Origin of the sequence: Vibrio sinus (assembly GCF_023634645.1) — a bacterium.
In the GTDB taxonomy this organism is placed as follows: domain Bacteria; phylum Pseudomonadota; class Gammaproteobacteria; order Enterobacterales; family Vibrionaceae; genus Vibrio; species Vibrio sinus.
The window spans coordinates 1-18,997 of record NZ_JAMKMR010000007.1; the positions used below are offsets into that span (position 1 = coordinate 1).

An 18,997-nucleotide genomic window follows, 5' to 3' on the forward strand; every position below is an offset into this window, starting at 1 on the left:
ACAACATTAGGGTCTATAATTTTTTATAGACCCATGAATTTTTTAAACTTCTGTACCCAAGTAACTTCAAGGTACGAATTTCAGCGAGATAGGTAAGGCTTCAATGCTAGCTTGATGCATTGCGTAACTTTGGGTCATCACTAAGGTATTCAACAAACTCTACTTCAAAGCCTGCTGGATCAAAGAAATAGACATTTTTTCGATAAGGCTCGCTTGCGCCAGGTTTTGCAATCTGGAATCCTGCTTTTGTAAGCCTATCTATCACGGACTCAATGTTGTGAGTAACGTACGCAAAATGGGCCAACCCAACCTGATGTCCTGACAAGTCGCGATTTTCTCCTTCCCCATGATCACTCAACGCAATGTATTGGTATTCGTCACCAAAATGTAGCCAGTTACGAGGCTTACCATACCATTCTCCTTTGCCTTCATCACGGATATACCAATGTGGAAATGCTGCTTGGTAGAATTTCAACATTTCTGGGATATCTTTTACCACCAAATTCACATGTTCGAGCTGAATCATCGTTTTCTCCTTAAGCCATAGTCTTATACAACACGGGCAATGCTAATACCTCAAGTTAAGCTGAGGTAAAGCACTTTTTTATCTTTTAATAAAAAAGTTTGAAGACATTATAGTTAAGGTGATAGTAGGGCTAGGGCGTGTTGATCTTTTGCGTTTGAATTTTGTTCAATTCGAAGAAGGGCCAATCATAGCCCTTCATTGTTCGCGCCACTAAACGGTTTACAGTTTACCAACCGTAGCCCACACCGCTGCAAGCGTATCTTGGCCAAACGCAGCGCTACGCTCGGGAGACCAGCCATACAGCTCATCAGCATGGCTAATGTGATCTTTAAACGGCATTTCCACGGTATAAGACAAGCACTTAAACTGCTCGCCAACCCAGTTCGACCCTACCGTTAAATTGGCTTTTCCTGGCTCATCTTTTTCATAGCCAATTTCATCTTGGAATTCTGGCGTTATGGTTAGCAAAGCTTGTTTAAAGTGATTCTCAAGACGTGCGAGACGTTCATCGTATGAAGGAATACCTTCGCCACCGGCAACAAAGTTGTACGGAATCGCCTCGTCACCATGAATATCTAAGAACATATCCACGCCCGTTTCCAGCATACGCTCCCTTACCAGATACACTTCAGGACTGCGCTCCATAGAAGGATTTTGCCATTCGCGGTTAAGGTTAACCCCAATCCCATTGGTACGTAAGTGACCACGAATACTCCCATCGGGATTCATATTCGGCACGACTCGAATGACTACACTATCAAGTAGTGAGCGACCGACGGTATCTGTTTCGTCAAGTAAGCGCTGCAACAACCCTTCAATAAACCATTCCGCCATGGTTTCACCTGGGTGCTGACGTCCAATGACCCAAATATTTTTCTTTTCAGGGCTTGGCTCGCCAATCGTTAACAAGCTAATGTCATTATTGTCGAGCGTATGTCCTAAAGTTTCCAGCTTACAGGCCGGGTGCATCTGAGCATTGTGTAGCAGATCTTGATGGCGATCGTAGGAGTACGGAGCAAAATAGGCAAAGTACATAGAATCTTGTTCAGGAATGATGTCAAATGTGAGTGCATTGCCATCAAATTTTGCTGGAATACGAAACCACTCTTCGCGATCATAAGATGCGACCACATCGTAGTCGGTCCAACCTTCTGGGTATGCCGAAGTCGCCAATTCATTGATAGTAAAGCGGTGAGCTTGCTGCGCTTTACTTTCTAAGCGAAAGTGAAACCATTGCGAGATGTCTGTTTGATTGTCCGCTGGAATGGTCAATTGAATATCCTGCGGTGACATGGCTGAAACTACATGAATGTTGCCACTTTCAAAATTGCTAAAAATTTTCATTTCCGATGGTATCCGTTGATTGAGATGGGCTAAGACTAGCACACTTTATTTCTAATGATGGAAAGTCTTGTCAATGTAAAGAATCCTGATATTGCTGCTTTGGCCGCACAATTTGATCAAAAAACACTGTGTTGAGATAAAAGTTGTTAACTCATTCGATAATTGCTCGTAATCTAGCCGCTATGTGAATACATCACACCAGTGAAACCAAATTTAATCATCGAAAGAACAACGGAAGGTTATTATGAAAAAACTGCTCAACTTACCCATATTATGTACCGCTATGGCCACTGTCTTCCTGGCATCGCCGGTATTTGCACTCAAAATTGATGCCGACAAGATAGACAATATTATGTCATACCAAGGAGATGTTAGAGTAACCGTGAGCCCTAACGAAAAAGTGATGATATCTTCAGATTCTATTCAGCAGTCTAAAAATGGATATACCACCTACGATGGCAACGTCGTGATAAAGATTGATGAAATGACAATGAAAGCCAATAAAATAAAAGTGCAAAAGCGCAAAGATGGTGCCTTTATCATAACGACCGACAAGTTAGTTCAATCCAAAAGCTAACCGTTATCGCGTTACATACCAAATGACTTCAAGAGGGAGGCGTTCGCTTCCCTCTACTGACACCGAAGAGTCACTCTGAACTTTACTCCCTAATGCTTTATATGATCCACGGGGAAATTAAAATAGGTGTTCGGGTATGGCTCATCTGCTAAGGTAAAATGCCACCATTCAGTGTCTAACGGCATAAATCCAGCTTCCATCATCAGGGTTCGCAACAAAAGCCGATTTGCTTTTGCCTGAGCGCTAATATTGGCATAATCCGGGTGTGAAACTGGGCTAAAACAATCGTAACCGCTGCCAAAGTCTAAGCTGTTATCGGGAGCACGTTTATTTTTCTCTAGAATGCATGAGTCTTGAAGACTGACTTTCGACAAATTAGGAACTTGACTGTTGAGAGGTACGATAGTGAGATCAATAGTACTGCCTCGGCTGTGTCCTGAACGCTCTGCAATATACCCTTCAGCGAACAGTGCGGTTTTATCTACATTGGGATAAAACGCTTGCTTCATTTTGGTATCTTCGACATTACTGGCCCACTCGATAAAATTATTGACCGCACGTTGAGGCCGATAACAATCATAAGCTTTTAAGGTTAATCCCATCGGAACCAGCTGAGCCTCTACATTTTTTAATGCTTCTGCCGCTTGTTTCGTTAACAAACATACAGGGCTTAAGTAGCCGTTAATTTTCTGCCCAACGAAGTTATATGCCGTATCATACCTAATATCCAGCTGCATATCGGGTATCATCTTTTTTACTTCAACAAATGTTTCAGGAGGAGTACTAATTTGCGTTTCAGAATAAGCACTGACCGATAAGCCCATCAAAACGGAGCTGGTGAGAAAACAATACGCAACGCTTGCTATCTTCATACTGAATAATTCCTTTTACCACGACATATTACCCTTCAGCATATCAAAGCATCGTCGTTGGTTCAGTATTAAAAATATCAAAATATAAGGTTGATTTTATTCAGCAGAAGCCGAATATGTTTGATATCCAGCTTGATTATGTAAAGAGGCAGCTAGCTCGGCTGGATACCATTTTGAAGTGCCTTAGCTGTGTATACACAACTCATGACAATATCCCCTTATTTAATATCCGAACAGTCGACGCCAGAAGCCTACTTTAGGTTTTTGACCTGCCACAGCATGAAATTGGTTACCCGATTTATCTTGTTGCAATTGGTCAGCGGTTTGATCAGGCGTCGATGCACGTTTTTTTCTTGAACCACAACATCCCATCACTTTTCTCCTATTTAATCTCTATACCCAAGTGACTCCCTTGAGAATGGTTTGTTTCTATCTCAAGGGATAATTTCAGACTAAAGGTTCCATTAAGGGGAGAGTCAACAATTAAATTACACTGTTATAGAATTAATACCCAGACGCTTTGGAAATTAAACCATAAAGATAGAAAGGTTTATTTCCATATAGTATTTGAGGGCACATGAAAGAACGCTCTCAGTTATTTTTCGACCATACTCACCGAAAATAAAAATCCCACTTTTACTTTGTCTTTTCTTTCGAAAATCGGCTCAACATACAATAATTATTAACAAGAATCGTCATTTTCTGTTTACATAAATTAACAAAATAATCAAATAAAATTGACTTAATCACTACGGGTTTAAACATTTAATAATAGTGATTTAATAAAAATATGATGTAGGAGAACTCATGTCAGTCAAAAAATGGTTAGGGCTTATTGGTGCTTTAACAGTAATACCTGCTTACGCTAATGCAGCCGAATTAGCGGTTCAGATGCCAGTTAATCATAATGCAACTTCCGCTAAAGATGTGATGTATTTTAAAAATGCAACCTCTAAAACCATTACACTAATGAACCATTCTGATAAAACCATTTATCCTGTTTTGATTGGTGCTAATTCGATGCCCATTTACGATCGGCATGACCCTGCTAACCAAGCTTATAGGGCCTACGTGGGTTACAATGAAAATGGTAAACACTTTCTTGGACTTAAGCCGAAATCTATTGTGACCATTCCAGTTCCTCAAGCATTTTGGGATTCGGGCAGAATGCAATTGTTTGATACTAGTCCTATTCCATTCCACAACAGCAATACGTTTACTTATGACGTGAACGCGTCGCGATATGCTATTTCGACAGGTTTCACTGACTCGGAAGGGACATCTTTACACGGCACCGACGGAGTGGTTATGCTCTATCATGCTCCTACCGCTCAGGCAATAGGTTTAGATGCACCCAGTCAACTGATCGAATTTACCTATCGAGATCCATCTCTAGCCGGGCCAGGAGTTCCAGCTTCGGAAACCCACAACCTCATTAACTATGATGTATCTTATGTTGATCATATGTACCTCCCGGTTGCAATGGAGGCACTAGCACCAACGGGAGAAACTCAAGTTGGCTATATTGGGACAGGTATAAGCGTCGACAAGATGCAAAATACGATCAGCGAATTTGCTCTTAACACTGGCAATGTCTTAGGTGACTATTTCCACGGAAGTGGCTGGCCTCGGTTTTATATCCCTGCCGATATCACCAGTAATGTCAAAATACCTGGCGCTTTTAATCTTTTTGCATTGGATGGACCCACTTCCACCTATGATTCAGAGAAAATGCTCATAATGGGCGATGGTTCAATGGATCAAGCCAATAAACTCACATCACTGTGGTTTTCTTGGGTTAATTATTATCAAACTAAGGTCAATAAGGCTGCACCCGTTATAGCCGGGCAAAGCCAAGTTGCACTAACTCAGCTAGACATTCCCAATGATCAGCAACAAAAAGCCGCGGAGTTTTCGAAGGTTGTGTACAATGTGGTCGATAATTTCAGACAGGCGTTTCCAGAGGCGAGCCCTAGTAAACTTGTCGAAAATATTGTCGGTTTTTATCTTCCTGAGGGTAAAACGACAACCGAAAGTCGAACCTTATTGACTATGCAAGTTAAATCTCTATTGCGTGGCGTGCCGGATTACACCAAAGATCCAAATGAGAAAGATTGGTATCCCAGCCCAGCGGATAAAGACTCTGCCAAGTATAATTTAGATCCTTACGTATGGTTTGCTCATATCGAGCTTGGTATGACTGGCTACGGCTTTTCAATTGATGATGACACGGCAGATGTTGGTGTAAACGGTGCCAATAGACTCTACGTAGCCATAGGTGGCTTAGGTGGGCTACCCAATCCAGCACCTTATGAAAGGAAATAAATACTCACGCATTTTTCGGTGCTCAACCTCATAGAAAAACAGCTGTAATCATGCTGTGCTAGATTAAATGAGAAGGGATACTCTCATTCATTTTTAAATACACAGGATCAGCTAATAAAAACGTATTTCGATGGCAATATAACAATGATTCGCTACCTAAAACGGTATCAGCCAACGAATAATACCAAACAAGGAAGCACTACCATGAGCAAACCAATTATTGCGGACAATAAACCTAAAAAAGTCGAGTTAAAGAAAGGCACTGATTATTACTTTTGCGCCTGTGGGCGCTCGAAAAACCAGCCCTTCTGCGATGGCTCACACGCTGGCACCGATTTTGCGCCTAAAGCATTTACCGCAGATGATGATGGCGATGCCTACCTGTGCGCCTGCAAGCACACAGCAAATACGCCATTTTGCGACGGATCACACAAGCAATTTTCTAGTGATCAAGTCGGCAAAGAAGGTCCTGGTGTGCAAATTCAAGCGGGCAATTCCCCTATTGCATCAGCGACAAAAGAAGAGCCAACCGTTGAATTTATTCATCAGCTCGCCAGAGAAGGATTATCCAAGTTGGGCCATCATGGTCCAATGACATCGATGGGGGTTCCACGCCATTTGCTCCCTCACTGGGACGATATACAAGTGATGGTTGCCCAAATGGCACGTAAGCCTTTAATGGAAGATGTTCCTGTTAAAACAGAATTAGTGATTGGCCCGAAAGCCGATAAGCCTTTAACACTCGACATCCCCTTGTTTGTGTCCGACATGAGCTTTGGCGCACTTTCTGAAGAAGCAAAAACCGCTCTTGCCAGAGGTGCAGAGCTGGCCGGAACAGGCATCTGTTCGGGAGAAGGAGGTATGCTATCCGAAGAACAAGCGGAAAACTCACGCTATTTTTACGAACTGGCCAGTGCTAAGTTCGGCTACAATGAGTCGTTACTCACTAGAGTGCAAGCGTTCCACTTTAAAGGAGGACAGGGAGCAAAAACAGGAACTGGCGGCCATCTGCCTGGCAATAAAAATATCGGCAAGATTTCCCAGGTTCGAGGCATAACAGAAGGAGAGCCTGCAGTGTCTCCTCCAACATTTGCCGATTTAAAAACAGCGGACGATTTCAAACGATTTGCCGACAATGTTCGCAACATCACTGGTGGCATACCTGTCGGCTTTAAGCTTAGTGCCAATCACATCGAACAAGACATACAGTTCGCTCTTGATGCCAGCGCTGACTACATTATTCTGGATGGACGAGGTGGTGGTACTGGCGCTGCCCCTGAAATTTTTCGCGATCACATCAGCGTACCCACCATTCCTGCGCTAGCGAGAGCGAGACGCTATCTGGATGAAAAAGGGCTCAATGGGAAAGTTACGCTTATTATTACGGGCGGCCTACGAGTGCCGATGGACTTTGTTAAGGCCCTTGCATTGGGAGCCGATGGCGTCGCTATTTCTAACAGTGCCATGCAATCCATTGGCTGTGTTGCTGCAAGAATGTGTAACACTAATAACTGCCCTGCAGGCATCGCGACTCAAAAAGCCGATCTGCGGCAGAGGCTCAATGTCGACAAGTCGGCCAATCAACTGAAAAACTTTTTTCAAGCCTCCGTTGAACTGATGCAAGTCATGGCTAGAGCCTGTGGTCACCATACATTGCAGGATTTTAACCCAAACGATTTAGCTACTTGGCACAGAGAAATGGCCCTGTTGTCTGGTATTCAATATTCTGGATTGATTGATCCCAGCTAGCCCCAGCCTGAGCTCCTAACAAGCCTCCCATTAAGTTAATTTGATGGGAGGCTAAGCAGCATGACTGGCCTAATTATTGATTATAAAAAGACTGGCTATCAGAGGCTGTACTGCCAGCTGAATTCACCGCAATCACTGTATAACTTAAAGTTCCTTGCGGTGCCGTAGTATCTAGATATGGCTCATAGCCATAGGTATACGTGCTGCCCGATTGCTGAACTTTAATTTCACTATATCCCGTACTCAAAGGCGTTGAATCAGACGTTCTTACAATTGTGTAAGATTGCGCCCCTGCGCCGCCCCAAAACGTCACTTCTACAGCACCAGTATCGGTTCTTGTTACCGATACGATTTGCGGTTTAGATGGCGGAGTAGAAATTCTTGGATAAGTATCGGCTAATGGCATACCTTGCAACTGATCAGAGATCTTTTGCACCGCAGCAACAACGTCTATTTCTTGATAATTGTCATCAAGGTGGCTTCCCGGCCAATGATAGGCCCGATAGTGTGTGTTGCTCGGCGTTAGAAACGAAGAGCTCTCAACATGATCAAAATAGCCACCTGCAATTGGCGAGCTATTGATGTCTTTTTGGTGAAATCTCATGCTCCATAATAAGACGCCACTAAGATTGGTTTTGCCATCCAGCATCCTCGCCAGTGTTGGCTGAATGCACGAATCCAAATAGCACAGCCCCATCTCTCCAATCACAAATGCCTTATTGGCTTTAGTCGCGGGTTGTGACTGCTCATCCACATACCTAGTGCCCACTTGGCTTTGCTCTGATTTGCTCCCTGGATAAGCATGAAACGAAACGATATCAATACCATCATCGCTCGTATAATGCCTCTCAGAGGTTTGCATCGCACCATCCATAATGAGATGGTTTTTGTCGACATTTTTGATTGCCGCGGTGACTGCTTTGGTCCATTGGCTAAACGTTGTGTCATCAACTGGAGTTGTGCATTGCCAATTACTTCCACTTTGAGACCAAAAACATTTTTCCAGTTCATTACCGGTTTCCCAGGCTAAAATTGCCGGGTTGTCTTTGTAACGAGTCACTATGGGTAGCACTATTTGATTAATAAATTGCTTTTCCAGATCTTTATAAAAAGCAAGGTGGCTTTGTTCTGGACAAGATAAACCAAACTTAGCGCAAAAGGCTGAAATTCCTCCCCATTTTCCCCCTCCGTTGCCATGACTAAAATCATTCGCATCAATGAATGGGAATATGATTTTTATATTATTTTGTTTCGCAAGTTGCAGTAAATAATCTAACTTTCTAAACAAAGTGGGGTTGATAACAAACTGGCTATTCCCACTATCCCAAGTAAAGTAACTCTGATCGTCGGTATTGCCCGAACTGCGAATGGTTGGTGGGTAAATACGCGTTACTCTGGTTCCCATTTGCACTAAAGTACTGATCGCGTCTTCTAGCTCTTCTTTGGTTGGCGCTCTGAATTGGTCGTGATTATTCGAGTTCCATTGTTGAGAAACCGGATCAAATTGTTGGATAGGATCTTCAACCATTGTCAGCCCAGGCATGTTAAAAGAAGCAAATTTAAATACCTTGCCTTGATAGCAGAGTGTTGTGCCTGTCCTCGTTACAAAATCAGAGGTCGTACTGGGACACGTTGCTGAAAATACATAAGTTGGCGCTAAAAACACAAATATTAAAATAAGATTTCTTAACTTCATATCTTTCACTCCATGGTCTTATTACGTAACAACAAACATTGTTATTCCCAACCAATATCCCATGGAAATTCGGATAAAATTTCAACATCAAGCCAAGCTATGACAATATGCGCAGCATGTCATATTTTAATAATTATAGTTATTTATCAAGTGGTTATATATTATAAATTTGTAAAACTTTGGTGGTTCGTGTAAAAATTGAACATTAAGATGAGCTATACACAATTTGGGGATATATGCCCCCATAGCTGGAGGCATATTGTTATAGAATCACACAATGGCATTTATTTCTGCTAATTCTTGTATCGATTCTTCTTCCTAGTAATGGACTCGTTTCACTGGTTCCCACTCTTCTTCTAGTTGTTATTTTGTATTCTTGAAATCGTCGTTTATAGGCGTAAACATTTCCCTCCCTATAATTAAATCGACTCATATTCTCTATTAGCCAGTCATTTGCACTCGTGCAGCTTGTCAACGTCTCTACCGAACTCTCAACAGGAGGAATAACCGGTAACCATTCACTATGTCTTGACATAAAGTATTTCTTTATTTTTCTCAGTTTGGGCTTTTCATCCCATAACCCACCAGAGCTTGATAGGTTGTCAATAGCAATAGATATCCCCATACATTGCATACATCCCAATTTCTGTAAAAGGTACTTATTATTAGCAGCCTTTATGACATCTCGTGTAAAATACTCTTCTAACAGGTTGGGGTTTTCCTTTAAATCTTGATCGTCAAATGGTTTGACTATCGTCGGATTAAGTTCACGCCCTGCAACACAAATCATCGGAAACCATATACCAGGGAAGCTTTGAGTATTTCTGCTCTCTCCAGTAGATTGATACATTGGAAATCCATTTACCACAGTAATGCGGTTATCCGAAGATTGTGACTGTTCTGGAGAAAGTATGGCTATCTTCATTTTATTATTAACCTTTTTATGCCAAATACTGAATAGTTGTGTTATTAATATTGATTAATTTATTGTATTTTTAATATTTCTATTATATCTAATTCTAATATCAATTAATTAGTCACACGACCATAACAAATACATTTTGTCTAAGAAAGAAAAAATACTCTCTCATATCTATTAATGTCAGAACATTTAAAAATATAAACCTGATTTATTTTCTTATATAACAATGGTTTGCATTATTTTTATTAATATGAAATAGTACCATTAAAAACAAGGAGGGGTTTAAAGCATGTCGTACGAAATAAAGAATGAAGAACAAAACACACTGTCGCAAGAACATTTGAGCAACATCGCTGTCGGCGAAAGAATATCCTTGTATAAACCTTCAATGCGACTTTGCCAAAACGTCCATCAAGCCATCCTTGAGTCACAAAACGAAATGTCGAAATACTTACCTTGGGTGCAACATACACTTACTCTAGAAAGAGTCAACGACACTATGCTAGAAGCAATCGACAATTTTGACAATATGACTCACGAGCTCAGAATGCCAATTATTGACAATCATACCGGGCGATTCTTGGGGATGACGGGCTTAATCATTCGTGATAAATCCGTACCCTGTTATGAGATTGGCTATTGGCTAAGAACCGCCGAGGTGGGTAAAGGTTACATCAGTGAAGCGGTAAAACTGGTTGAAAGCTATGCCTTTAATCAGTTAAATGCCTTACGAATTGCTATTACCGCAGCGAGTACAAACCAAAAAAGCATCGCTGTGGCAAAAAGAAATGGCTATCGACATGAAGCGACACTTGAACAGAACCGACGAATGGCAGATGGGCAACTGGTTGATACGGTTGTTTATAGAAAGTTGGCTCATGAATATCAAGCAGAACAAGAGAAGTAATACAACAAATGAAAATCATCGTCACCGGCAGTGCTAGCGGAATCGGCCTGCACACCCTACAGCGTTTAGTTGAACTTAACCACGAAGTCATTAGTGTCGATAAAACATCATTAGACAATGACAATTTACAATGTAAACACTACTGCGTTGATCTACTTGACCCCAACGATACTGCACTTATCTTTCGAGAAATAGGCGATTTTGATATTGCAATAAACTGTGCAGGGGTAAGCAGCACACGACAACGATTCGATGCTTTTGAGTTGAATGACTACATGGAGGCGTTTAATGCCAATTTCCACCCATTTTTTAACGCTATCCACAATGAAGTAGCTGTGAGTAATGCTAACCGCGCGAAGAAGCGCAAAATCATCAATATTGCCAGCATCACTGGCCATTATGGCTGTACTAACATGGCCGCCTATGGAGCAGCGAAAGCTGCCATTCTTAACCTGAGCAAAGTGATTGCCGTTGAGCACGCACCCAATTTGCAAGTTAATTCTATCTCTCCAGCGACGATTGATACGCCAATGATACGCAATAAATACCAAGGTGAGCTGCCGGATTATTCCAACAGCTACCTTACTGGTGATTGTGGCCACGTTGAGGATGTCTTTTCAGTGATTCAAATGCTTATGGAAAACCATTTTATGACTGGGCAAGATATTAAATTAGACGGTGGGTTTTCCGCTCAGTTTCATATTTAATCCAAACCCAAACAATCATACTTGCATTGTTTGGGTTTCAATTTTAAAAAGCACACCTTACAGCATGGTCAGTTTTTTATTACGAATTTCAATATCTCCTTCAATAACAGCCGCTCTTACTCTATCTACATGTGCTTCATTGATTTTAGACACCAGCTTTTTTTGCTCCGCGACCGCGTCTGCCTTGATCATGGAAACATATTGTTTGAATAACGCCACGTCTTCATTGGCAGCTTTGAGCTTCCGTTTTGATGCTTGAAAATCAGTGTAATCAAATTGAGTGGTCGCCGTCATGGCTTTAGTTTGGCAAGCTTGTAGATGCTGCATCGCGACTTGATATTCGCTTTGCAAGCTCTCAATCTTGGTCAAATAGCTGTTTTGCTTATACGCGGCATAATGTGCGTTAAGAAACGACCATTTTTTCGATACACCATCAACATCAATTTTATAGCCTGGATACCACTGACCATATTCTGCCGCATAGATTTTGTTGGTTGGACCAATATTGGTACTGAAATAATTGCCTGCAATTAAAGCCGTTTTAGCGCCTAAAATAGTTTCAAATTTAGAGGCTGCGTATACCTTGATTTCATTCGGTGTACTGAATTCAATCCCAGGATGGGTGAAATTATGTGCGAACTCTTTTGGCGACAGGCTTAAACTTCCACTTGTTGACATGCTCAAATCTCCATATTTTTGTTAGGGCCCTATCAATGATGATTCCTTGTGACCCTAGCGATGACTCAATACTGTTGATGGATTGATAGATACCGCTTAATGGCTACAAAAGTAAACGATTGCGACATGCAGTACTATTAAATCTTGATGAAGGTTTTATGATCATTGAAACAGTAAGCACACTGTCTCGAACTACTTCAATACAGTTTCAAATATTGACCAATCAGCACAGATTATAACCCATTGATTATAAGTGAATTTCCAATAGAACTATCAGTAGCATAAGTATATAATTGCACATTGCAGGATATACAAGGATATAACGTGGACAGGGAACGAGATATGGATACTAAGCTGATGTCATTTTATTTGGAAAACCCATTTCTGGCTAAATCAAATGACATTGTCTTGGTCAAAGATGCTGAGCATAAAATAGTCGCATTCAACGAAACATTTTCGCGCTTGTCAGGCGTCGTACCGAAAGACCTCATCGGTTTATCTGACCACGATATGCTGTGGAGCAATAATGCAGATATCTATATAGATCATGAACGCGATATTATGGCAGGAGAGAATTATTCCGTGATTGAGCCGTTGCAAGGTACAGACAACGTGATTTTGCACACCACCAAAAAGCCAATTTTTAACCATTCAGGCCAACGAGTTGGCACAATGGCAAAAGCAAGCTTTGTGAAAGACGATGTCATCATGCACGAGCATCTAGGAGGAAAATCAAACATATTAAAAGTCATGGACTTCCCCAACAACAATGCCCATTTAACCACCATGGAGTCCAAATTAGTGTATCTTCTCATGCGAGGGTTTACTCGAAAAAAAGCCGCAGAAGCGCTTAACATATCCGTTAAAGCTTTTGATTTTCACCAAGAAAATATCAAAAAGAAACTTTCGTTAAGTTCATCTAAAGACATCATATTCTACGGCTTAAGCAAAGGTTGGCAGCACTACCTACCCTTTGTTATCCAAACACAGCCCTAAAAAATCAAAGATGTTCCTATTCTTCTGGCTCATCGGAATATACGCAGACATTATAGTCTTCAACCAAACCCGCTTCGCCTAAACAATGGATTTCAAAAAAGTCACTGATTTCACGCCGCTGACAATGTGTTTCAAAGCTTTCCTTATCAGCCCACACCTCATGAAAAACAATAGGGAAGCTCACGCCTTCGGCAAAAGGCGAAGCCACTTTTCTGGTGACCACATACTGAATACAGCCCTCTTCACGAAGAGAGTTTGGCTCTAGAGACTGTAATACTTTAAACAGTTCTTTATCCTTCCCTGCCTTGGGTTTAAACGACGCCGTGCAATAGATCTTTTTTGACATTCCTAGCCTCTAACAGTTTGTGTTATATGATTTTTCTGGACAATAAGCATTCGAAACCTCAGCTGCTAGCCGTAGTCCAACCGAGGTGAGAAAGTGTGACATAGATATATGCAACTTGTATATAGATTTATTCCAAAACCATATTGAAAACGAATATAAATTATCAAAACCTAGAACTTTTCTAGGTCACAAATAAGAGGTATTCGTATTTAATCTCCCCCGAAACGCAACACACACTCCGGCATCAGTGTTGCACCTATTGTCATTTAATTTCCTTAGCAAACAGGCCGTTTTTTCCAAGCGATATGGCTGGTTGTAAGGACATACCTTAACTGAGTTTATTATTCATGAAGATGCAAAAAAACATAGGGATATTATCAATGTTCATTGGCCGTGCCATGGCCAAACCAAGCCGTATCGCGGTAAAGAAAGGTGAATTAGGGTACACCTACAAAGATATTGCTTTAGGTGCATGGCTAGTTTCGGAGCGAGTCGAACAATTACAGCCAAACAGTGGTCAATATATTGGCGTCTATACCGATCAAGATCAAAGCATGTATTACGGCGTATTTGGCGCTCTATTGTCTAATATGGGATACCTGCCTTTATCTCCAGAATACCCCGACGAACGCATCGAATACATGATTTCAGACTCTGGCATAAAGGTCATTTTCACCAAGCAAAAATACGTGGCTAAACTTCGCAACTTCATCGATGACGATACCCATATCATTGCACTCGAACAGCTTGCATGTCGTTCATCGAACGAATTTTGCCTAGAACATCTTGCTCAGTATCAAGAGTACGAAAACTCACCAGCTTATATGATTTATACCTCAGGAAGCACAGGGAAGCCTAAAGGTGTCGCTATCAATAACCGCAATATTACCAATCAGATGCAGTGGGTATTGGAAGGGCTGAACTTCAATGAAAGCAAAACCATCTTGCAAAAAACACCGATGAGCTTTGATGCCGCCCAGTGGGAAATACTGTCCATTTGTTGCGGTGCAACCGTGGTGCTTGGTGACTCAGACGTGTATAAGAACCCAAGCAAAATCATTGCTGAGATCAAACAGCATAAAGTGACATCCCTTCAATGTGTGCCAACCTTGCTAAAAGCACTGCTGTCATATCGTGAATTTTATTTATGCGATAGCTTAGTGGAAGTGTATTGTGGCGGAGAAGCACTCACCAAAAAACTGGCGTTAGAGTTCAAAGAGCACCTTACCAACAAGCGATTGATCAACCTGTATGGCCCAACAGAATGCACGATTAACGCCTCTTATCTCGACGTTGACCTAAATAATCTAGAGCACTATCCAGAGGTTATTCCGATTGGCACTCCTGTTAGTAATACCGAAATATTCATCTGTCGTGATTCAGGGGAATTGATCGAGAGCCATGAAGTGGGTGAGATCTGCATCAGCGGGGTTCAGCTATCGCCGGGCTACCATAACAATGAAAGAGCAACTGCCGATAAGTTTATTCTGGTTCAAGGCCTAAACCATCACGCTGAGCAGTTAATTTATAAAACCGGTGATTTGGGTTTCCGCGACAACATGGGTAACCTCCATTTTGTAGCAAGAAAAGACAACCAAGTGAAAGTCAGAGGATATCGCATCGAGTTGGACGAGGTGAAAGTCGCGATAGAAAGCCACGACTGGGTTAAGCATGCTGGCGTTATTGTTACGGAAAACTCTCGAACGGAAAATAAAGAAATATCGGCGTATGTGGAACTCAACCCAAGAGAAGCTGCGCTAATGGACCAAGGACTAGTTCAAAGCCATCACGTTTCCAAAAACAGCAAAAAGCAAGTCAAAGCCCAGCTGTCTAATCCTGGTGTGAGAACATTTTCATCAAATGAGCGAAGCGTCAAACTACCCGGTCAATCCGAGACCACAGCGCAGTCACAAAAAGCGTTTGCGAGAAAAACATACCGGAGCTTCAAAGGAGAGAAATTGGATGTTAACGATTTAATCTCGTTAATATCTCGATCCAACCAGACCAACAAAGACGCTGGATTCAAAAACACGATTGAAGAGCTAGGATCCATCATGCGGATGTTTGGCCAGTTCCATAGCACAGAGAGATTGCTACCTAAGTATTCTTACGCCTCCCCAGGTGCGCTCTATGCCGTACAAATCTACGTTGAATTATCTGATATATCGGGCATTACAAATGGTGTCTATTATTACAACCCAACTGACCACACATTCACTTTGGTTAATACAACAACGAAACGTAACCAAATAAAGGTTCACTTAGTCGGCATTCATTCGGCCATTTCCTGTGTATACACAAACAATGTCCTTGAAGTGTTGGAAATGGAAGCTGGTCATATCATAGGCATGTTTGATGATGTCTTAAGTGACTACGGCATGCATGCTTCAGAGTTGTATCAATCCAATGATCTTGCCAGCGGAGTAGTCACCAGCAGCGACTCGGTATACCTGGCGAGTTTTGATGTCATTACTGGTCCACAGAGCGCTCACAGCTGTCCCGTAGAAACGTATATACAAGCTAACAACTCAAAAATTGCCCAACTAACGTCTGGGACATACCGCTGCGTGAATGGTGATACAAGATTTGTCTGCGAAAAAAACATTCGTAAGAAAGACGTGATAGCCATCAATCAAAGTGTCTACAACGAATCTCACTTCGGTGTGTCGTTAGTGGTCCCCGATGAAAACCGTTGGGATGCCTATATATGGCTGGGCCGCGAGCTACAAAGGCTTCAACTAAATGAACAAGGAATAGGTTTGATGTCATCGGGCTACAGCTCTAAAACAGGTCATGACCTCCCTTCTTGCAGCCGAATGAGAGACATACTCAGCGGCGAAAACAAAAAGGTCGGCGCATTCTATTTCGCCATAGGCGGCCCCATCACCAAAGAGCAAATTCGTTCACAAGGTATGAAGGAAGATCTCATTCACTCAAGAGGACCCACTGAAATCCTCCGAGATGACTTAAAAAGAACGCTTCCTATCCATATGATTCCAAATCAGATTTCGGTATTGCACACGATGCCACTCACCTCGAATGGCAAAGTGGATAACAACCAGCTCAAACAACTCGCTCTTCAAGAGGAGAAGAGTAACCGTGTGGTGGTTGCTCAGCCAGAAAACGATCTGCAAACCACACTGGCAAAGATTTGGTCGTCCATTTTGGAATACAGCAACGTCTCGATAGACGATGAATTTTTTACCTCTGGTGGGGACTCACTCAGTGGCGTTATGTTGATATCTGAGATAAACGAGGCTTTGGATGTTTCCCTGCCCCTCCAAGTCCTGTTTGACCAATGCAGCGTGAGAAAGCTTGAGCAGCATATTGTAAACAACAGTGAAACAACAACGCTTAGGGTTTTACCGTTAAATCAGCGACAAAGCGATAAAAATATATTCTGCTGGCCAGGTCTAGGGGGCTACCCCATGGGGCTGAAGAACCTAGCAGACAGCGTTGATGACCAGTTTTATGGCATTCAAGCTTATGGGATTAATGAAAATGAGCTGCCCTACTCGACCATCGAAGATATGGCCGCTGAAGACATGAAAGCAATTAAACAAGTGCAGCCCACAGGCCCATATTACCTTTGGGGATACTCTTTTGGCGCGAGAGTTGCCTTTGAAACCGCCTACCAACTGGAAAAACAAGGAGAGGTAGTAAAACAACTTGCACTCATCGCGCCGGGTTCACCAAAACTCAATATTCCGTCTCATGTAGAGGAAATAGCCTGCTATACCAATCATAAATACGTCACGATACTGTACTCGGTTTTCTTTAGGAAAATTACAGGTAGCGATCTTGAGCAATGCTTATTACAGGTCAACAGCAAAGCATCATTTATCGATTTTGTTCAACATCGCCTACCGGAAATAGACACAGGCACAATCGAGCGTATCGTTTCCATTGTGGAGCAAACCTATGACTTCAAATACACCTTTAAAGAGTTAGAGAAACGAACCATCAAGGCTGAGATTTCTATATTAAAGTCCATTGGTGATGACTACGCATTTGTTGATGGTAGCGATAGCTACTATTTGACAGCGCCAAGCGTATTTAGCTTAACCTATGATCATTACCAATCGCTCTCTGTTGGTGGCTCTAAAGAGATATCAGAAATCCTCAGTGAATCCAGCACGGTTCACAACACCATTAACCAAGCGTCATAAGAGACACTCATCATGCCACATGTATTGATTAAACACTTCCCCTCACACATTTCGCGGGCAGATAAAGAGCGCATTGCCAATAAGATTGCGAACGTCATTTCATCAGGCTTTGACTGCCCAGACGAGGTCGTCTCAGTCTCCATGGAGGATGTGGAGCAAGAGCTATGGAATAAAGACGTTTACCAGCCCGATATAGAAGAAAGACCAGACATCTTAGTCAAGAAACCCAACTACTAATTCACCTAGCGTGGTCCAAGGCCACGCTACTCGATCCCAAGAGAGAATTATGAATCAATTAGCCTCGAGCAAAGGAAGCACCATAAAGCCAGCTTTTACCAAAGATGGCATTTATTTCAACGGCAAATTCATTGAAAAATATGGAGAAATAGACCGCAGTTCCTATCATGCAGACCCACTGCATTCCAATAAGAAATTTGGTCTCATTGTTCCAGCCACCAATACGACGATGGAAAAAGAAATTTGGAGTATCCTCGTCGATAACCATAACGTTGAATCGCTGCGCGGTATCGGCTTTCACACGTCGAATGTACTGACTCCAAAGCCTGAAATTAATAATGAACAAGATATCGAGCGCTATAAAACCAGCTTCTTAGCTGGGTTACAGGACGCGATCAATATCGCCAAACTTTCTGAGCCCGATCATCTGATATTGGGCATGAGCTTAGAACATATTTTATACGGCATTGACCAAGTCTCGACACCCATTGATAGCGCTATCGCCACCACCGATATGAGCTGGTCAACATGCCATCAAGCCATAGATCGAGCACTCAAACAATATCGAGCGAAAAATATTGGCATCATCACGCCATTTGAAGCCCAAGGGAACGCTTCTGCGAGGAAAATGTTCCAGGATCTGGGTTACAACGTGGTCGCCGATGTCGGCTTAGCGTGTGGTAACACTCAACATATTGCCCATATCCCAGATTCACTCAAGCAAAGTGCCATCTTGGGTTTACTCGATGCAAAAGGCAATAAGTTAGACGCGATCGTTCAATGTGGTACAAACATGAGCTTTGTGAACCTCGCTGAACAATTTGAGAGCAGCATCGGCGTCCCTTTACTGAGTATCAACGCCGTTGTGCTTTGGCATGCACTGCGAAGTAATGGCATCTTGGACAAGCTCATCAATGCCAGCCGAATTTTCCGTGATCACTAGTTA

General features: G+C 42.2%; 17 protein-coding genes. 9 read left to right on the top strand and 8 right to left on the bottom strand.

The features are described from left to right. Window positions 1-106: 106 nt before the first annotated feature. Window positions 107-526, bottom strand: coding sequence for a VOC family protein (locus M9194_RS09090; RefSeq protein ID WP_250612319.1), 420 nt, complete (start codon window positions 524-526; stop codon window positions 107-109). A 219-nt stretch (window positions 527-745) separates the two neighbouring features. After that, window positions 746-1,870: a M14 family metallopeptidase gene (locus M9194_RS09095; protein ID WP_250612320.1), complete on the bottom strand. Its 1,125-nt coding sequence runs from the start codon at window positions 1,868-1,870 to the stop codon at window positions 746-748. Between the two features lie 244 nt (window positions 1,871-2,114). Between M9194_RS09095 and M9194_RS09100 the strand changes: the two genes are divergently transcribed. Next, the gene (locus M9194_RS09100) at window positions 2,115-2,447 is read left to right on the top strand and encodes an LptA/OstA family protein (protein ID WP_250612321.1); all 333 of its coding nucleotides are present in this window, start codon (window positions 2,115-2,117) and stop codon (window positions 2,445-2,447) included. 89 nt (window positions 2,448-2,536) lie between these two features. Here M9194_RS09100 and M9194_RS09105 read toward each other — a convergent pair whose 3' ends face one another. Together M9194_RS09105 and M9194_RS09110 are read right to left on the bottom strand one after the other, a co-directional pair. Next, the gene (locus M9194_RS09105) at window positions 2,537-3,319 is read right to left on the bottom strand and encodes a M15 family metallopeptidase (RefSeq protein ID WP_250612322.1); all 783 of its coding nucleotides are present in this window, start codon (window positions 3,317-3,319) and stop codon (window positions 2,537-2,539) included. Window positions 3,320-3,541: 222 nt separating this feature from the next. Then, window positions 3,542-3,691 (bottom strand): hypothetical protein, encoded by a 150-nt coding sequence (locus M9194_RS09110; protein ID WP_250612323.1) that lies wholly within the window; start codon window positions 3,689-3,691, stop codon window positions 3,542-3,544. 435 nt (window positions 3,692-4,126) lie between these two features. Between M9194_RS09110 and M9194_RS09115 the strand changes: the two genes are divergently transcribed. Both M9194_RS09115 and M9194_RS09120 read left to right on the top strand, forming a co-directional pair. Continuing rightward, window positions 4,127-5,644, top strand: a complete 1,518-nt coding sequence (locus M9194_RS09115) for a hypothetical protein (RefSeq protein WP_250612324.1) — start codon at window positions 4,127-4,129, stop codon at window positions 5,642-5,644. A gap of 204 nt (window positions 5,645-5,848) precedes the next feature. Continuing rightward, window positions 5,849-7,393: a glutamate synthase-related protein gene (locus M9194_RS09120; RefSeq protein WP_250612325.1), complete on the top strand. Its 1,545-nt coding sequence runs from the start codon at window positions 5,849-5,851 to the stop codon at window positions 7,391-7,393. A gap of 73 nt (window positions 7,394-7,466) precedes the next feature. Here the strand turns inward: M9194_RS09120 and M9194_RS09125 are convergent, their stop codons facing one another. Continuing rightward, window positions 7,467-9,089, bottom strand: a complete 1,623-nt coding sequence (locus tag M9194_RS09125; protein WP_250612326.1) for a cellulase family glycosylhydrolase — start codon at window positions 9,087-9,089, stop codon at window positions 7,467-7,469. Window positions 9,090-9,351: 262 nt separating this feature from the next. After that, a complete protein-coding gene (locus tag M9194_RS09130; protein ID WP_250612327.1) occupies window positions 9,352-10,014 on the bottom strand; it encodes a hypothetical protein in 663 nt (220 codons plus the stop codon). 286 nt (window positions 10,015-10,300) lie between these two features. Here M9194_RS09130 and M9194_RS09135 point away from each other — a divergent pair, with 286 nt between their 5' ends. Together M9194_RS09135 and M9194_RS09140 are read left to right on the top strand one after the other, a co-directional pair. Next, window positions 10,301-10,918 carry a GNAT family N-acetyltransferase gene (locus tag M9194_RS09135; RefSeq protein WP_250612328.1) on the top strand — a complete coding sequence of 206 codons (618 nt, stop codon included), beginning with the start codon at window positions 10,301-10,303 and terminating at the stop codon, window positions 10,916-10,918. An 8-nt stretch (window positions 10,919-10,926) separates the two neighbouring features. Next, window positions 10,927-11,625, top strand: coding sequence for an SDR family NAD(P)-dependent oxidoreductase (locus M9194_RS09140; protein WP_250612329.1), 699 nt, complete (start codon window positions 10,927-10,929; stop codon window positions 11,623-11,625). Window positions 11,626-11,682: 57 nt separating this feature from the next. Here M9194_RS09140 and M9194_RS09145 read toward each other — a convergent pair whose 3' ends face one another. Beyond that, on the bottom strand, window positions 11,683-12,303 hold the full coding sequence (locus M9194_RS09145) for a hypothetical protein (RefSeq protein ID WP_250612330.1): 621 nt from the start codon (window positions 12,301-12,303) through the stop codon (window positions 11,683-11,685). A 342-nt stretch (window positions 12,304-12,645) separates the two neighbouring features. Between M9194_RS09145 and M9194_RS09150 the strand changes: the two genes are divergently transcribed. Beyond that, window positions 12,646-13,299: a PAS domain-containing protein gene (locus tag M9194_RS09150; RefSeq protein ID WP_250612331.1), complete on the top strand. Its 654-nt coding sequence runs from the start codon at window positions 12,646-12,648 to the stop codon at window positions 13,297-13,299. 16 nt (window positions 13,300-13,315) lie between these two features. Here the strand turns inward: M9194_RS09150 and M9194_RS09155 are convergent, their stop codons facing one another. Further along, entirely contained in the window at window positions 13,316-13,645 is a 330-nt protein-coding gene (locus tag M9194_RS09155; RefSeq protein ID WP_250612332.1) for a putative quinol monooxygenase, read from the bottom strand. A 380-nt stretch (window positions 13,646-14,025) separates the two neighbouring features. Between M9194_RS09155 and M9194_RS09160 the strand changes: the two genes are divergently transcribed. Genes M9194_RS09160 through M9194_RS09170 form a run of 3 tightly spaced genes read left to right on the top strand, consistent with a single transcriptional unit; the run spans window position 14,026 to window position 18,994 of the window. Then, on the top strand, window positions 14,026-17,814 hold the full coding sequence (locus M9194_RS09160; RefSeq protein WP_250612333.1) for an amino acid adenylation domain-containing protein: 3,789 nt from the start codon (window positions 14,026-14,028) through the stop codon (window positions 17,812-17,814). Between the two features lie 12 nt (window positions 17,815-17,826). Next, window positions 17,827-18,051 carry a tautomerase family protein gene (locus tag M9194_RS09165; RefSeq protein ID WP_250612334.1) on the top strand — a complete coding sequence of 75 codons (225 nt, stop codon included), beginning with the start codon at window positions 17,827-17,829 and terminating at the stop codon, window positions 18,049-18,051. 49 nt (window positions 18,052-18,100) lie between these two features. After that, on the top strand, window positions 18,101-18,994 hold the full coding sequence (locus M9194_RS09170) for a maleate cis-trans isomerase family protein (protein WP_250612335.1): 894 nt from the start codon (window positions 18,101-18,103) through the stop codon (window positions 18,992-18,994). Window positions 18,995-18,997 lie beyond the last annotated feature (3 nt).